Here is a 16,686-nt window from a genome sequence, read left to right on the forward strand (position 1 = left end):
AAATCTGCCACTCTTGAAAAATTGACCTAAAGTCAATTTCACCAAGTTAAAAAATGACTGAGGATCATGCTATGACGAATGCGGCTCTTCTAAAACAAGCGATGCAGTACCTCGACCTGACGGGCGTAGCTTTGGCGGAACGGGTTACAGCGTTGCGAGAGGATGAAAAGCGGACTGCGCCTGAGACAATTAGCCGATGGCTGAACGGGACAAATCCTGTTGATCCTTTCCTGATGGGCTGGATCACCGAATTGGTACGATCCAAGGCCAGCAAAAACATCAGTTCGATCGTTGAGCTGCCTCAAGATGGGCTCGTCATTGGGGTAGCCAGCCTCAAAGGTGGTACAGGGGTGACCAGCCTTTGCATGAACCTGGCTGCGACCGCGAAGTCCTTGCACATGAAGACGACGTACCTGCACGCTGAGTATGAAGATGCCCGGCGTAGTGCTGACCTCGTCCCAATGCTTCTCGAACCACTCTGGATCGACTGTCCCGATTTGAGCCCAGAAAAGATCCTTGGGTATAAGCCATCGCCTGATGAAATTGTGTTTGTGGACGTGTCCACCCGGCTCGTAAGGGACTCTCTGATATGGCCTTCACCCTCTGATCCCAACGCCGCACCCGCGCCAGATCCCAAGGGTTTCCTTGGTCGCTTTCGTCCCGATCTTTATCTCATTCCTGTCAACCTGGAGAGTTATATCGAAGCTTCTCCGGTCAAGGATCTGATAGACGCGGACGTGTTACACGCTCCGAAATGGATCGTGCACCGGCCTAGCGCGATGTCCATGGACTTCGCTAGTGTCGCTGCCAAAGCTGGCTTGGACGTCAGCAGCGAGCTTCTTTATCCGTATTTCATACCTCAGGCGGTTTCGACCTCCCCTCCGATCCCCCGACACATGCTCGGCGAATGGCAGAACGAAGATCAGTACAACCACCATTATCAGTTGCTTGAGCAAGCGCTCAACAAGCTGGGGGGGCAAATCATGGAGAGCTACAGCCTGCAGTTGAAGATTGGCAGGATGGACTTGTCCGAGCTGCTGGAACTGGTGGAGCTGACATCAGCTCCGCGTCGCAATTCTGCGTGAGGCGATCAGCTTTCCGCTTGTTTCAAAATTGCATGACCCTGAAAGTCATATCCAGGTAGCGATCGCTCCAGATAAGTCAGCGTTTGGACTTGGAGGCGGGCTTTAGCTTCAGGTAAGAAGTCACGCATTTCTGTCTCGGTCGGAATTCGCCCGAGCTTTTTTTCTTCGAACACTTTGGTCAGGAGTTGGCGTAGCCGGAATGACATTTGAGCAGGGGCGAGCCGTGCGAAGACAAAATTGCGCACAATGAACGTGGGAAAGGCTTCGCGGTAAGCATCGACGAGCCTGATCCACCTCGGGTCATTGTACTCGGGGCCCACAATGGCGTCGGCAAACCGCCAAGCCTCGCCGGTTGGCTCCTGGCTTTGTTTCCATGCAGCATGACTTTCTTCCATCTCAACTGCGTAGGCCATCTCCTGATCAAGAGTCCATTGCTCTATCCAGCGGATGACCTGTTGCGCTTCGGTCATGAGCGCTGGGGAATTCATGATGATGCCGACATCGAGTGCGAGAAGCGCCGCACCGTGGAGCATCTCCTCATTCATGGGATCCTTCTGGAAAGCCGAGAGTTTCCTCTGCAGCGCCTTGCTGACTGCCTGTAACGCGTTCAACGAGTGTCCTCCTACATTCTGATGGAACAAGACGCCTGAGACTTTCTCGCGACAGAATTCTACCCGTGGATCGACTTGGCAAAGCGTCGGGCCATCAAGTAATGCTATGAAACGGCGAGCAGCTTTTCCCGCCGAGCGTTTCCCCTATACCTGGCCGTTCCGTTGGTTCGCTTCGGTGTGGTTGAAGCCTTCAGAGATAGAGGCACAGACCAAAACCGCTGCCACGGTGATCAAGCGCGCGCTCTTCACAAGAGCTACGACACAGGGCCGAGCATGGCACAATGCCCTACGATATCGCGATCATTCATCCTTGAATTCACAGGCCAGCCCATGTTTCTCAGTTTTGATATCACCAAAAACATACTTCGGTTGATCTTTGAGGGCTCGCTTAAACTGCGCTTAGCTTTGCTGGCTGCATTCGTCACGATTGCAGCTGGAGGGATCGTTCACGGCTATCAGACCGCTTTTGCCCTCAAGAGCGAGCCAAGCGCTTTGGTGATCGGTCTTCTGGTTGCGGGCGGATTGATGCTTACTGGAGTGATTGGATATCAGGAGTACTTGGATCAAGAGGCTAAGGCCTCCGCGTTTGAGAAGGTCGAGAGCAGGGCACTCCAGCATCCTGAGAAGCCTCAATTTGCTTGGGATCTGGCTAGAATAAAGCTGGAAAGCTATCTAGACAGAAATTTGGCCCAAGTTAGGTCTATCTATTGGCTGACGCTTATCGTCATGTTGGCGGGTTTCGGCCTGATTATGTATGGCCTGTATCAAGCCTTCGAATCACCAGACCGTTTGCCGGTCGCTGTTGTGGCCTCTGCTTCAGGCGTGCTGGTCAGCTTGATAGGCGGATCGTTCCTCATTATTTACCGATCAATTTTGGGCCAATCCAAAGATTATGTGGGGGTGCTGGAGAGGATCAATGCAGTTGGCATGGCCGTTCAGGTGATTTCGAACATACCAGACACGTCGACTCCGCTGAAGGAGCAGACCACTGCTGAGCTCGCGAAGCAGCTACTCGGCCTTTATGCCAAACCCGGAGAATCGAAGCCGCGTGACTGACCGGCAGTCACCAATCGAACCTCAGTGCAACAACCAAAGCTCTCCGACCGCGTGTACTAGCCCCGAGCCTGCGCAGAACGCTGCGATGGCTCTCTAGCGCGGGCAAGGGGTAATGGGTGAAATGCTGGCCAGCCAGGAAGGCGCTTCGGCGCAAGCGACGACGCACAGCGTTTGAGAAAGGTTAGGGAGTTGGCCATGGCCATAGAAAAGATCGTTTGCTTCGACTGCGCAACTGAACCGTACCTGCGTCGGCAGATCCAGCGTAAAGGTACCTCGGCACCCTGTAGCCTCTGCGGAAACGAGCGCAAATGTGTCCCTTTATCCAAGATTACCGCTCAAGTGGAGAAGGTGCTGGGCTCGTACATCTGCGAAGGTGATTACATGCCTCGTTGGACATCCGATGGTGCTCGGGACGTCCAGGAAGGGGAGGATGCGGTGTACTGGATCAGTGAAATTTTTGACTGCGACACGATCGTTCCGATCGTCCAAGAGGTATATCGCGATCTGGCCTGTTACAACAACGACACCAATTATGTCCGCCTGCCATTCATTCCCAACAATGCCGGGCACCAGTGGTGCGAGTTCCAGGAAGGCATGACACACGGCAACCGCTACTTCAATGACAGTGCCAGGAAATTTCTGGGTTGGCTGTTCGAAGGGGTGGACAGCTACTCCGCATCCTCTGAGGAAAATTCGGTGGTGCGACTACTCACCCCCGATAATGCAGCCCCCTTTTTCCGTGCTCGGGCATGTTCAGGGCATGAAGACGTCGAGGTCATCTGCGCTGATCCAGCTCGCAATCTCGGTGCGCCCCCCAAGGCAAAAGCAGGCGAGGGCAGGATGAATCCTGCCGGGGTACCTGCGTTCTATGGCGCCTTTGATCGCGACACATGCGTTGCTGAGCTTCGACCTCGCGTGGGCAGCGATGTGGTCAGCGGCGAGTTTCGGTTGAATGCAGATGTGAGAGTGTTGGACTTCGGACGGCTTGAGAGCGCAGATCTTGGCCCGTCGCCAAGCTGTTTTGATCCCAAATACTTCGAAAAAAACAGGGCGGCAGGAATTTCTTCGCTACCTGCACAACGAGATCACAGCCCCTGTAAATCCCGGGAACCAACGCAGCTATCTGATCACACAGGTCATTGCCGAATACTTGGCAACCCATTACGTGCCACGCTTTGACGGGGTCATCTTCAAATCGGTGCAAAAAGAAGGTGGGCAGAACCTCGTGCTCTTCTCACACGTCGCTTGCGAGGCCACTTCGATGACCTGGCCGGTTTCAGGCGGATATCACCTGCGCGGCCGTAAGGCTTCGGATGCGCCGCGAATCGAATACGTCAATGGCAGCCTCATCAAGCACACCATCAGAGGTGTGGTCTTTGGCACTGATGAATACATGCTCCCCGAGACGCCGTCCGCCGCTGAGCCACAGCCGGTATTTGATTTCTAAGGTGGAAGGCTTGATAGCCCGCTGTCCAAAGGTAGTCAGGCATGAGTAGCCGCAACGGCCACCATGCCCGCTGGCGTGGCACCACACGCTAGGGAGGCTTTTGCTTAGATGCCAAGATCCAGCGCAAATTTTGTGTCTCGCAGATGTGCGGGCACAAGCTCAGGCGGACACCAGCCTAACGCTGCTGTGGTCAGGTGATACCACACCGGCGTTTGAATATAGAACGCGTCCTGATCGGCATTTTTGGCGGCCACACCCATCGGGCGCAACACGCGCATCAGGATCTTCATGATGCCGCGTGGGTATTCACCACGCCCGTTACAGTCCGACACTGGCTCGAACGAAAAGCAGCCCAAGTCAATTTTGTGGCTCGTCATGGTTTGAGTTACCCAGGCATGAACCTGCTTTTTGCTGTAGCACGCGGCAACAGTTGCCCATACCCATTCAACATCCCCGAGATCCCAGCCATCCGACAAATCAAGCATGGTTCGTGCTCGGCGCGATGGTGATTGGTGTCTGGCTCGCGAGTGCTCTGAGGTTGAGGATGGGGAGGTGGGAATGCACGTTGGTCATGAAGGCCGCTTTTTGAATGAGTCGAAGAAGGGGTGGCCGGCCGATTCTAACTGAGGGCCTAGGTGAGAGCATCGGGCCACGAAGCCGTTGTCCGACATTGCCCGCAATAACCCCGTTCGCGACTCCTGGTAGAGGCGGGCTATGATTTCTTGAGTGGCATCTGACGAATAGCCGAGAGCGTAGGCCATGAATTCGAACCGTACTGAGCTCGCACTGATCGCTCGTGGCCTCAACAGCGCCCTTGCCAAGCAACTACGCAAACAGGGGTTGACCCTGGCGAAGCTGCGGTTACTGGGGAACGATGAACTGGCAGGCCTGCAAATCTCCCCTCCGGATATTGCCGCTCTCAGGAAGGGCGCCAGGCCTCCAATCCCGATGGACGATTTGATCAAGGTGCTCTTTGCGAATCGCTGGGTGTGTTGCGTGTGTCGGGACGCCCTTCTGCCTGTCGTGGTTCACCATATCCGGCCCTGGTCTGAAAGCCGTGATCACTCCCCGACCAACCTCGCGGTGCTGTGCTCCAACCACCACAGCGAGGCGCACGCAAAGCGCTCACTCGACATGACGCTGTCAGCAGAGCGGTTACAGGCCCTCAAGGCCGCCTGGGAGAGCGGAGTCGAGCACCTTGACCGGATGAGCGTTCATATAGCCACCCAAGGACAGGGCTGTCATTGGTGGTATTTCAACCACCTCAGGCTTTTCGAGGTCGCAGAGGAAGTCGGGGTTGAGTTCGACCGGCTCGCGGGGTTTGAGCAATGCCGAATTTCTGCGTTTTGTGCAGAGGATGGCGCCGTCGTCAAAGAGGACAGCCGACAGGTGCTACACGACAGCGCCAGCGCGCGTTACCTGTACCTCTACATGACTCAAATGCTAAGTGCTGTGATCGATGCGAGCACCATTAGACACATCACCGATGAGCTCGACCGGGGCAAACTGTCCAACTGGGTCGTAGAAGGGGACTTCGTGTTTGTACAAGGGTTGTTCACGCTGACGGGGCTTGAGTCGGATGCCCCCGGTACGCAACCAGTCCTGGGGAAGCGCTCAGTAAACAACGTCGACATCACATTCGTGTTCGACCGAAACGAAGGCACCTCAACTTCGGCGAGGACTCTGTGGCTGCGGGGCTCTCAGAACCTCGGATGCTTTATCTTGGTGAACCGCATCCGGCGATCGTTGGGACGGTTAGAGCTCATCGGCACCGTTCTGGCCATACGCAACGCTCATCCTGATATGAAGAAGCGGATGTATCACGCCGGGCTTTACGAAGCGGGCCTGGTGGGCGATATCTATGATGATTCGCAAGAGGAAGATTTCGAGGAAATCCAGTAAAGACGGGACTGATCATTCGCAGCCACTTTGGTTGTGGCCCATCCAATGGCTGCGAATGTTCGGGAGGATGCGATCCGGACTCAGTGGGAGTTTGATCGCAGGAGCCTTGCAATACTCCCCATGACTGCGCTCATTTTGTTGATCCAGCGATAGGTGACCGCAGGGCTGGTGACGAGGTGATAGCGATCGTCGAGATCCTTGATTCGATTCACGACATGCTCATGCTCCGAGGCGCTCAGATCCTGCTCCAACAGACGTGCTTTCAGGGGAGCCATCTTGGCTTCGTACTCACGAGCCCACTCTGGCCGCACGTAGTCTTGAATCTTCTCCAGGTTGAGCAGCAAGACTGCCGAGGCGGACAACGTCATCGCGCTGGACACCATGGTCAAATCACCCTGGTTCCATAACACGCCCATTGCCAGGCAAGGACACAGCGCCACCAACCACAGGTACAAAACGCGTTTGGGTGGGTCTTTGCGATCTATCGGAGCGGTACGGCTTAGAGCTGCAATCATGGGGTTCACCCGTCAGTGAGTTCGGCGTTGATCGTCTCACAGAGGATTGCGGGTTAGGCTTGGAATTCGTTACCAGATTTGTAGATCGACCAGGCGGTGTATGTGATCGAGTGAGGCCAGCCCATTGCTGTTCCCCTCAGCGTTTGAACACGAGTTAGGCAAGTGAGTGGGCTGCGGGATGAGCGTCCCTGCTCAACGCGGCAAGCATCAGAAACGGAAGTCCAGTTTCTTCTGCACCGCGAACTCATCCGGAGCCTTGCCCTGTTCGAAGGCAATCAGGTAAGTCATCTGGACAGTCATGGGTTTTGCATCTGGCTGGCTGCCCGTCGCCTTCAGGTGAATTTCACGCGTCGCGCACTGAATAGACACCTGCAGCATGAGCAGCTCATCGATGAGCTCCTGCATCTCGTCGTACACCGCAAATTTTGAGGTTTCCGGGTAATCGCTGGCGCAGTCCCGATATTCGCGGAAATAGTCGACGAGGGCCGCAAAGACCTCATGAGCCTCACGCTTGATTTCAAAAACAGGCTGGCAGATATCGACCGTTGAGCCTTCTGCGAGCTTCGCGAGCTGGTGGCCAGTCAATACGGGGACTGCCGGCAGCGTGATGTAGTCGCGGTCAAAGCGGGCTTTCTCTTCTATGAGTTCTTCCTCACTAGGAATGATGTAGGGCTTGTTGAATGCGTCGATGTCCTTGATCTCGAATGCTCGTGCGAGTGCGCGGCGGGTGTCGAAACTCGCCGACTTGGCGTTCTCGACGCGCTGCACCGTCCGCACGTGCAAACCCGCAAGCTCGGCCAGGGTCTCTTGAGACCACTGAAAGACCTCGCGCATTTTGCGGATGAGGGCCGCGAATTCTTCAAGGTTCAACAGGCGAGGTTGGCCAGACGTGGTGCTGTTCATTGTTTCGCTCCATCAGAAGGTTGGTAGGACTCATGATGAAGAAGCTACCAATGACACGACACGACAGGAGCACGACAGGCGCCTGCGCTCCCAGCTGCCGGCTGCCAGATGAGCTTGCATGCTATTACCAGGTCTTCACTGAGGCATGAGCTGCATTTGGGCTAGGACGTTCTGTTTTCGACCTTAAGCCCAGCATGGAGAGTGTCCCCTATATCGCAAAGACTGATACTAACCCTGGCCAGCAAGGTTGCTCCAATCGTGACTGGATTAGCGTCTTCGGCGGTATGCAGATCGCGTAGCGCGTCCTCCAGATCTTTCTTGGAAGGCAGGTGAGCGTCGCCCAGGCGAAGGCCGTAAGCAATATGAAGCGGCGTCAGTATCTGGCGCGCCACGTCCTTGTCGCTGTACTTCAACAGCAGGCGCTCCAGAAGTTTCAGGCTTCCCAGTTTTTCCTTGGGATCTACCTTCACAAGCTTCTTCAAGAGGTCGATGTCGACAGAGTCCACAGTCAGTCTGGAAATGTCTTTGGCCAGTGCCAGCACGCCATTTTTGTCCAACGCTCGGAAGCGGTGACAGTTGCGTAGAATTTCAGCCGCGTGGTCATGGGGTTTAAACAGCGGGCCGTCGAAGTGCTGGGAGAAGAAAGCGTTGAGATCGCCGATCACCAACTTGAGCATTTCTTCCGGAGCAGTGGTATCTGCGGGACTACTTTCGAATTGCGATGCTACCAGCTCGCGCGAAGGGCGGCCGTCTGGGGAGATGTTGAACCCATGCCAGATCTTTTGTTGCCAAAGCGGTAGCTTGACGATGTCGTAGGCATGCGCGTTGATATGGCTCTGCTCGTTTACGCCAAAATGAATGCTGTAGTCAGGCGAGCATTTGATAGAGCCAGTGTCCGATGTGTACCACTCCAACGCTGATCCCTTGAACGCCAGGAGAGCTTCAATTACCTCGGCCTTGAACCATAGGTACAGCCCGATCTCCTCATTGTCGAGCACGCTCGCCGGCAGCCTTTCGCCGGCGGCTCCAGTCGTGTAGTACAGCTCCTCCTCAGGCCGGTCTCCACGAACTCGTTCGCTCCGCAACGCGGGCTCCACCCACTCTTCACGCCAGAGCCTACCGTCAACCTGCTCATAAGTGAGCCCTGAGTGTTCGACTTCATAATGCTCGTAGTCGGTGTTGCTATTGTTCTCTGCAGCGAATGCTGGGACGTCTTCCTCAGGGTCAACATCTGTTCGCCATACCCTCATCACCGACATGCGGCCCAACAGGCCTCCATCGGCTCTGATGCTGAAGGTGTGCAGCTTGAAGAGCTCATTGGCCTGCTTCTCTTCGACAGGAGCCCTGTGCCATGGGATGTGAGATGCATCTGCCACGTACTGCTTGCGCTCCCGGTATTGCGCCAACCTGAGGGCCAGGCCACGTGCACATAAATAATCGCGTAAATGTTCGGCACGGATTTCGATGGCGATCACTCGACCCTCTTTATTTCTGCGCTGCCGGATAACCTCCATGTAACCCTCGTTGGGGCTGACCCATACATCACCTTGCTGCATCAGTCGCAGCGCCAGAATCAAATCCTGGTTTACCAGCCACTGGGTGTCGTGGTCGCTGTTCAGATGATTGAGAAGAACGAGCTCCACGCCCACTGGTGGCTCTTCTTCATCGTGGAGGTATTGATCTGCTGGTTTGTATCGGCCATCGCCGAACGCATAGGGCCCAGGAGTATGTATTAACCCAATAGAGCTCCAACCCAGAGTGTCACCTAACTCCCGCTGATCCGTGTAGACCGCCAGTGAACCGACGCAAAGCGTTTCTTCAAATGTGCCAGGCTCTCTATCGATGCCTTGCTGATGCAACACCTCGGATTGACGCAGGGGAATCCAGATGGAAGCTGATAGCCGACGCCGCCGGACGTCCGCCATCTTGAACCACTCTGGTGGGTAATTGACTGGCATGGTGCACTCCTTGGCAGTGGTTCCGGGAAGAGACCCGCGTGGCGTGTCGGCTCGTCGCAGGATCAGTCAAATCTTGAGGGAAGGTTGCCAAGCAGAATAGGCCAACAACTACAGGAGGAGCGATGTCCGTCGCGCGAAAGCTCTGATTTCGCACCTTGGTAAAAGTGCGTTAGACATGGCAACCGGTAAGTGCTGAGTTCTGAAACCCTGTCTGCTTCGCGCTCACCCTCTCCCGGAGAGGGTGGTCAGAAGTTGAATGACAGGCGTATCCAGGAGGGCGGATCAAGGGGCTGGTCGAGCAGCCAGGCGCAATTTCCTCCTGGCTGGTATATGCCGACACTTAAGCGTCGTCGGTTCTGGGCAGCTGACTCAGGAATTTCCGCCCATCTTCGATTTCATGTAACGCTTCTTTATCCGCGATCAAACCATAGGCGCTCCAGAGCCCAGGAATATCTTTCGCCGGAACGTCAAATATCTTCGTCACTCCTTTGAACTGTTCGCGCATTGTGCTGTAGACCGCGAGCGTAGTGTTTAGATACAGACTTAGCTTTCTGATGGTCTCTTGGGCGTTTGCATCCACCAACGCATTCGATTGATCCCCCGTTTTGATGCTGCTTAGCCTGTCTTTCAACAAGTTGAGCTGAGCGTTGAGACTTGAGATCTTCAGCAATGCCTCTTCTGAAACCATTTCGGGTTGCTCAAGCGCCTCACGGCTCTGATCAAATGTCGCGTCGACCATGCGCCTATAGTCATCATTACGCAGCAGCGTGATGTAGCTGAATTTGCGCACTCTTTTGTTGTAAAAAGGCGTAGTGGGATCCCCGGCCTTGGCCTCGCGCACATCCGAGATGACAGCTGCCAAGGCTTTGCAATAGTCAGTAACGTTGCCGTACTTTTGAGCATCGACGTACCGCAAAGCCTGTTGGAGCATCTTCTCAATCTGAGCAGACCGGGCAGCTACATACTCATCGAACCTGGAGGGCTTCTTTGAGGGTTTGCCCTCACGATTATTCTTCTTCATTCGTAAGCCCTGTTACGCCACCATGTGCGTGAGTTGAAGCATAGAGTCAGCGCCTGAGACCAGTCGTTTGATGGTGTTGACATCGCCGGAGCTGGCAGCGAATACGTCGAATTCGCTGATAGCCCCTGACTTGACCATGCTACTGATCTGAGCCGCCAATCTGGTTGCGATTGGTTTCGCGCTGTCAGGATCCACCCCGAGAATTTTGGCAATGTCGCCTTCCTTCATTAGCAGGATGTGGCGCAGCTGAGCCAGTCTCATGCTCAGGTCTTCGGAGGATGTGTCCGGGAAGTTTTGGACGTCAATCAATCGCTTGAGCACTCGTGCCTCCTCCGGCAGGGACATATGCTCGTAGTGTTGTTGAACACCTTCGCGGTCTTTGACAATCAGCTCCTCGTCGAGGCCGTGCTCATGCATGTAAATGAGCTGGTTCTCGATAGCTTCCAGAAGACAAGCTTCGCGGGCGAATCGGTCGTTCTCGGCCTCAAGCTGATCGAGTTCCGTACTGATGCGCGCCGAGGGCTTGCGTGTCAGATACTGCTGGATAAGAGTCAGCGTGCTCGCCATCAACTCACGGTACTTGTCCTTCTTGGCGGAGATCGCTGGAAGGTGCATGACGCCCCTGATTGCAAAATGACACGCAGAGCAGCAATTGGGCTCGCCGAACAGGTCAAGCACCTCTTTTGGGCAGATGTTGCTGAAGGGACAAATGTGAGTGGTGTTGAACGCGAATTCGCTCACTTCTTTGGCGATGATCCGGTCAAGGCCAGTGTCAGACTCGCGTTTGACGCTCGATAGGCTCATCAGTCTGTGCTTGGCAATAGCGCCTGCCGGGTCAGCGGCAATGTCCTGCTGAAGCGTTTGGTTGAGCCTTGCGATTGTTGCTGCCAGGTCAGGGAAGTCACCTGCGGTGAGTTTGTCTTGATTGCTCATGAGTGACATGCAAAGCATCTGTTGATGCGTCATCCCGAGGTCGTTCTCATCGAAGATGGAGTAATAGGACACTAGCGCTTCAGACTGACCAGTGAGCCACTGACCTACGATCGAGGGAGGCAGGAACTTGATTGCCTCTGAGACGAATCCGGCACGCAGACCATGTGGCGTGTAGTCAGAAGTCAGCGTACTGGCTGTGATCCACGACAAGCTTTCTACAGTGTGGTTCGTGATGTATTGGCGCTCCTCCGTCGAGTCTGCAAAGGGTTTGCACCACACGATGTCAGGGCAGCTTACGTCGCCCTGTTCGGCTTTGATGAAGTACTGCAGACAGAGCAGAAGGAGTCGGAAGGGGTCATAGTTCATCCAGTTCTTCGGGGTAGTCGCAAGTCTGAACAAAGGACGAAGCCGACCAAATTTGGAGCCTTCGTTCTCGTTGTACCAAATCTGCTCTTGGAAGCTGGGGCAGGTGCACCGACGGTACCATGCGTTTTGCCTGTCCAGAATTTGAATGACGCGGTCTGAAACGATGGATGTCCATTCGCCATGAGCTTTGTCGGTACTCACCAACAGCGGCGCTAGAGGCCTCTTCATCTGACGCTCCACGTAGTTCGCGTAACGGTCAAGATCAAGCCACAGCAAGTGTTGCTGACGGATGCCCGTCTCGCACATCAAAAGCGTGGAGCGAACATCATTCATGACGACGCGTGGCTGTACTTCACCGTTGATGTGCCTGTCGGAGATGCGATAGAACCGAGGGATATAGGTGAAAGGGCGAGGTTTGCCTTGAAAATAAAAGATAGGGGTATAATTCAAAGCCTTGAGGTCAACGCTCGCGCAGCTCATTTGGCCTGTTCCCCAAAGTCCCGCCCATTCCGAGCTGTGGACAAGTTCGCTAAGATTTGGCCACTTGAGCTTTCCAGCGACAACACCTGGCTCGGTGCCGTCCGCCATGGCATTGAGGTGCATAGTCAGGTACTCAAGCGAGTACATCATGCTGATGAACGTCGAGAAATACATTCGAGGAATCGGCTTTTTTACCGTTCCCCACTTTTTGGACTGCGGCGGGTAGCAGTCGGCTGAGAAACTATTTCTGACTTTGTCAGCATTCGGGATGACAGCGGATTGTCCGATGATGTATTCGAAGAATTTTTCGATGGGATAAATCTTGGCGTAGTGGGTGTCCGGTGTGTTCTGGTTGATGCCCACGATGGTGTTGATCATCGTCAGAAGCGTTTCTGGAAGCTCCTTCTCATAATTTCCGACCTCCTTTAACAGATCGGCATCGGCTGTGACGTAGATAGCGCAGGTAAAGTCGTTGAACGTAGTTGGGTATGCATCCAGGTTCCCATCACGATCCATAAAGAACTGATAGAGGTAGGGGCCGCAGTAGGCGATCATGTGGTACAGGGATGACCTGTGGTTCTTCTTGCTTTCAAGCCGTTTGGACTTGAGAAATGCCCGATAGGTCGCGTTGATCAGCCTGCAAAACTTGACGACCTTCTCGGGAAGCAGCTCCAGGCCCGGCGGCAGTGTGTCCACGCCGTCCATCCGAAAGGCGCGGTTTAGAGCGTTAGCATCGGAGAATAGAGCTGCAAATGTTGGGATGCCATGCTCCGAACCTTCCAAGTATGAACGAGTTTTCTCGACAAGCTGGGCGTGGTATCGGCTGACCTGATTCTGCTTGCCCGTCTCCTGTCCCTGCTTGCGTGCTTCGCGGGACTTATCGCGACTCTCGGCGAGAATGCGATCGACTTGCTCGCGCATCCAAGGGTTGTCCGATGCATCAGCGAAGAATACAGAGAAGTCATCTGTGTAGAATCGTGCGAGCTCGGACTTGTACCCGAAGCTACGCTCCTTCAGATCACGAGCGAGCTCTGCAGTGAAGCTTGCAGGGTTCTGCAGGTTGGATGCAACCAGCAGCCGCAGCCACCCGGTCGACCTCAGCTCGCGATTTTTATCGCTCATGGTGCCGTCGAAAACGAGTGACGACTTGGGATTGAGCGCTCTGATCTTAAACAGCATCGGGCATCTCTCTTTATGCTCCTGGATCAACTCATCCAGCAATCCGTCGCTGTTGATAGGGTTGTTCCAACCTAGAGGGAGGACAACTTTTTTCTCGATCCAGAGACGCAGAAAAGTCATTTTCAGCATGGAGGTCAGCGGCGCAATCAAAGAGGCGACCACCGAGGCTGGCATATCCGGAATGGCCGTTTTGATGATCTCTTCGCGCTCTCGGGTTCCTGAAAAGCAGCAGATGAGCAACTGCTCGACCTGGGCACGGCGGATTGCAAAGAAAGGGCGTGGGCCCAAGTCGTTCAGAGCCAACAACGCCTTTAGCGTTCGTCCACCGTCCGGGTTGTTGTAAAGCTTCCAGTAACGATGGCGCACATCGATCATTGCCAAGTCGAAAGCTGGGCCAATTTCTTTGCTTTTGATCAGCCAGATGGGTTTTTCGTGCGAACGATTGATCATGCTGCCTCCAAGGCGAGTTGCTGTAGTTGTTTGATTTCTTGCTGGTGATAAGCAATTCGCGCTTGAAGGACTGTTTTGGGCCCTCCGCTCAACCGTGCGAAGTTTGCAGCGGCCATTGATGCGTATAGAAGATGAGCATCTTGGCGCGCATAGCGTTTAGTCGTTTTTACCCGTGAATGCCCCATGAACTGTTTAACCCTATCGAGTTCCAGTCCATATTTACGGTTACTGTGAGGGTTTGGGTTCGGGCAGTGATTGACCAGGTAATATCCATACATGTGCCGTAAGGAATGGAACCCGTACGAGCGACCAGTAAGCTTCTGGGCGGCCTTACTGAAGCGCTCATACAATCCTTGATAACCGTTATGCATCGGCTCGCCGTCTTTCAGGCTTCGCACCAGAAAGTCATGTCTCACAGGTGCCATGAGACGCTGCTTTCGCATTTCTGCCTTATATTGATCCAAGGCTACCCAGAACATCGAGGCGAAAGGTTCAATCAAGAACGTTTCCGAGTGGGCTCTTCCCTTATGGGGTAAGCCGTCAATTTCTGTCGCTGTCATGTACTTGATGAGCACGTTGCGCCTGGTGTTGGGATCAACAATGCTCACGCGGTTCAACACTGGATCAATGTCAATAATGATGTCTTCATTGAGCATGGTCAGCGCTTCAGACACGCGGGCTCCCGACGCCGCAAGCAGACTCCAAAGCATCTTGTCCCTGAAGCTCGGGGCCGACTCGATCAGCTCCTTACACCGGTCAATAGGGAAAGCGAATTCATCTCCGCCGTAGATGTCGGTGTGAGCGATTTCTGATGGCTTCGAGACGGGTGACAGGCCCGCACGTTTAATCCGTTTGGCACCACCAGCCAGACATCCAGCTAACCAGCTATTTTTCTTGATTGCGCTCCTGACACTTGCGGTGGTATCCACCTTGACGGCCTGTGCCAGAGAGAAGCCTGATAGTGTGACCGAGGAGATGTATCCCTGAGCTTCCAGTTCCAACATGCCCAGGCGAAAACGCTCACTTGCGTCAACAAAGCTGTTAAGTGCAGCCAGAGCAACACTTACGGAACTCCCCGATAAGTTGCGATCGCCTAACAGAGAAGCTGCTTGTGCAATCAGGGGGATATCGCTGGCTGAACCGAATACCAGATAGCTCTCGTAGTTCTCGATAGTCTGGCTCAGGAGTAATGGCGTCAGACCACCACTGAGCTGGGCGACACACTGTAGTAATTCCAAGAAGACACGGTTATAGCTGGCATAGGATTTAACCGTTTTAAACTTCCTTCTCTTGCTCAGGCCATAACACCAGCTTTCGAAAAAGTCGTCCATGAGCTTGTCCGTTGAAACAAGCGTGTAAATGTTTTTCTCATTCCTGGTGATGGGGATGAGAATTGGCGGGGCGAACGAATACAGCTCGCGACGTAATGCGACGGCGTTCATCTTAGGTTCCAATACTGCTGGGATGAACAAATGGTTGCACGGGAGATTATAAGTACGCAACTGCACACTACTGCATACTTAATTAACTAAAATGGTTGATTCTTGGAATGGTGATTTCAGTGTTATATAAAATTGTATAACGGCGTTATGCGTGGCTGTCGAAGGGTTGCCGCTGCCTAGGCCTTGTGTTCCGAGGGGGATGCGAATTGGGGGGAACGCACCAGTGACCGCTGGTGAACGCAGATGGCATGCGAATCCATTTGTGAAATCTCATGGAGTGCGTGCGACTGTTAATGTCAATGTGATCGAAAAAATTTATATTTTTTTCAAAAAACGCAGCTTTTAGCGGTGTGAATGCCAAAAAAGCAGGCGAGGAGAGTCGGATTACCCGAGACCGGATGGCTTTTTCACCGCGCCGCTGATTTCGGTGATGTGGCGCCCTAGCACGGGGCCACGTTAGGCGTGTTGCGTGAAAGGAATCTGCGATATTTGAGGGCAGTGTTTGACGCATCGCTAGAACCAGTCATCCAAGTGTGCAGTTGGCTTGGGCGCTCGATTGAGGGATTACTGCAGGTTGAGGATGTATTGGCATCTGGGTGCTGTGCCCGATTGAACAACCACCGCGCCGCAGATTAACCAGACGCAATTCTTTCTAACCATTCCCCGAGCATCCAGCGCTCCCTCGTGGTGAGTACCTTGACCTCACCAAGATTGGCATTCAGCTCTGATGCGAGGCTAGGGACTCTCCTGCTTTCATCAGGCTTTAAATCCTCGGGTGCCTCCATCGTTTTTATTGCGCTTTTCTTAAGCAGAGGCTTAATCGACTCCCACGCTAGCCAGCTCGGGTCATGAGGGCGACTCGTGTCATGTAACCAGGTGAATATCATCCCCACGCTAAATGGAAGAATGAAGTCAACGGCTTGTGTTTTTCCAACCTTTAGCAACCCAGCTTTAGCAACCAGGTCAACAGCGGTTCCTAATTCATCGACCTGTCGACGCCATTGAGTCGTGAGCTTACCCGGACGCGGCTTGCTGATATGGAGAAAGATATCCGGGTTGTCTATCCCAAATACGATCAGATCTTGGATCGCATGAAGCAAACCGTCGATCGGGAGATCGGATTCCGTGCGAGTTCGAGGCCGAGCTTGCCAGAGATGAAGCGCTACATCGTCCAAGAGCTGCTCGATACTCCCGACATGCTTGTAGATCTGGGGTGGTAAGACTTTGGCATGCTTTGCAATATTGCGGATGGTTGCAGCCGCCATCCCTCCCTCTGCGATCAACTTCGCGGTGGTCGTGATGATTATTTCGGCCAAAGGGCTGGAGTACATTTGGTAG

At 54.0% G+C, this 16,686-nt stretch carries 14 protein-coding genes; 5 read left to right on the top strand and 9 right to left on the bottom strand.

Going from position 1 to position 16,686, the window contains the following annotated elements; translation table 11 throughout:
- Positions 1-71 precede the first annotated feature (71 nt).
- Positions 72-1,085, top strand: coding sequence for a P-loop NTPase family protein (locus tag ACODS3_RS03155; protein WP_489033220.1), 1,014 nt, complete (start codon positions 72-74; stop codon positions 1,083-1,085).
- A 5-nt stretch (positions 1,086-1,090) separates the two neighbouring features.
- Here the strand turns inward: ACODS3_RS03155 and ACODS3_RS03160 are convergent, their stop codons facing one another.
- Positions 1,091-1,696, bottom strand: coding sequence for a hypothetical protein (locus ACODS3_RS03160; protein WP_489033222.1), 606 nt, complete (start codon positions 1,694-1,696; stop codon positions 1,091-1,093).
- Between the two features lie 330 nt (positions 1,697-2,026).
- Between ACODS3_RS03160 and ACODS3_RS03165 the strand changes: the two genes are divergently transcribed.
- The 3 genes from ACODS3_RS03165 (at position 2,027) to ACODS3_RS03175 (ending at position 4,199) form a co-directional block, all read left to right on the top strand.
- On the top strand, positions 2,027-2,752 hold the full coding sequence (locus ACODS3_RS03165) for a TRADD-N-associated membrane domain-containing protein (protein WP_489033223.1): 726 nt from the start codon (positions 2,027-2,029) through the stop codon (positions 2,750-2,752).
- 195 nt (positions 2,753-2,947) lie between these two features.
- The gene (locus tag ACODS3_RS03170) at positions 2,948-3,931 is read left to right on the top strand and encodes an RES family NAD+ phosphorylase (RefSeq protein WP_489033225.1); all 984 of its coding nucleotides are present in this window, start codon (positions 2,948-2,950) and stop codon (positions 3,929-3,931) included.
- The gene (locus tag ACODS3_RS03175; protein ID WP_489033227.1) at positions 3,918-4,199 is read left to right on the top strand and encodes a hypothetical protein; all 282 of its coding nucleotides are present in this window, start codon (positions 3,918-3,920) and stop codon (positions 4,197-4,199) included. Before ACODS3_RS03170 ends, ACODS3_RS03175 begins: the two co-directional genes overlap by 14 nt.
- A gap of 104 nt (positions 4,200-4,303) precedes the next feature.
- Here the strand turns inward: ACODS3_RS03175 and ACODS3_RS03180 are convergent, their stop codons facing one another.
- Positions 4,304-4,684 carry a hypothetical protein gene (locus tag ACODS3_RS03180; RefSeq protein ID WP_489033229.1) on the bottom strand — a complete coding sequence of 127 codons (381 nt, stop codon included), beginning with the start codon at positions 4,682-4,684 and terminating at the stop codon, positions 4,304-4,306.
- Positions 4,685-4,958: 274 nt separating this feature from the next.
- Between ACODS3_RS03180 and ACODS3_RS03185 the strand changes: the two genes are divergently transcribed.
- Positions 4,959-6,101 (top strand): HNH endonuclease signature motif containing protein, encoded by a 1,143-nt coding sequence (locus tag ACODS3_RS03185; RefSeq protein ID WP_489033231.1) that lies wholly within the window; start codon positions 4,959-4,961, stop codon positions 6,099-6,101.
- Between the two features lie 80 nt (positions 6,102-6,181).
- On the opposite strand, the gene ACODS3_RS03190 is transcribed toward ACODS3_RS03185, so the two are convergent.
- From ACODS3_RS03190 to ACODS3_RS03220, 7 genes are all read right to left on the bottom strand, one after another.
- Positions 6,182-6,616, bottom strand: coding sequence for a hypothetical protein (locus ACODS3_RS03190; protein WP_489033233.1), 435 nt, complete (start codon positions 6,614-6,616; stop codon positions 6,182-6,184).
- A gap of 207 nt (positions 6,617-6,823) precedes the next feature.
- Positions 6,824-7,519: a helix-turn-helix domain-containing protein gene (locus tag ACODS3_RS03195; RefSeq protein ID WP_489033235.1), complete on the bottom strand. Its 696-nt coding sequence runs from the start codon at positions 7,517-7,519 to the stop codon at positions 6,824-6,826.
- 161 nt (positions 7,520-7,680) lie between these two features.
- A complete protein-coding gene (locus tag ACODS3_RS03200; protein WP_489033236.1) occupies positions 7,681-9,477 on the bottom strand; it encodes a hypothetical protein in 1,797 nt (598 codons plus the stop codon).
- 340 nt (positions 9,478-9,817) lie between these two features.
- Positions 9,818-10,498, bottom strand: a complete 681-nt coding sequence (locus ACODS3_RS03205; protein WP_489033238.1) for a hypothetical protein — start codon at positions 10,496-10,498, stop codon at positions 9,818-9,820.
- 12 nt (positions 10,499-10,510) lie between these two features.
- Positions 10,511-13,906, bottom strand: a complete 3,396-nt coding sequence (locus ACODS3_RS03210; RefSeq protein ID WP_489033240.1) for a hypothetical protein — start codon at positions 13,904-13,906, stop codon at positions 10,511-10,513.
- The gene (locus ACODS3_RS03215; protein WP_489033242.1) at positions 13,903-15,348 is read right to left on the bottom strand and encodes a tyrosine-type recombinase/integrase; all 1,446 of its coding nucleotides are present in this window, start codon (positions 15,346-15,348) and stop codon (positions 13,903-13,905) included. Before ACODS3_RS03215 ends, ACODS3_RS03210 begins: the two co-directional genes overlap by 4 nt.
- Positions 15,349-15,980: 632 nt before the next feature.
- Positions 15,981-16,679, bottom strand: coding sequence for a TetR/AcrR family transcriptional regulator (locus ACODS3_RS03220; RefSeq protein WP_489033243.1), 699 nt, complete (start codon positions 16,677-16,679; stop codon positions 15,981-15,983).
- Between the last annotated feature and the right edge of the window lie 7 nt (positions 16,680-16,686).

This window comes from Pseudomonas sp. FG43 (assembly GCF_057809175.1).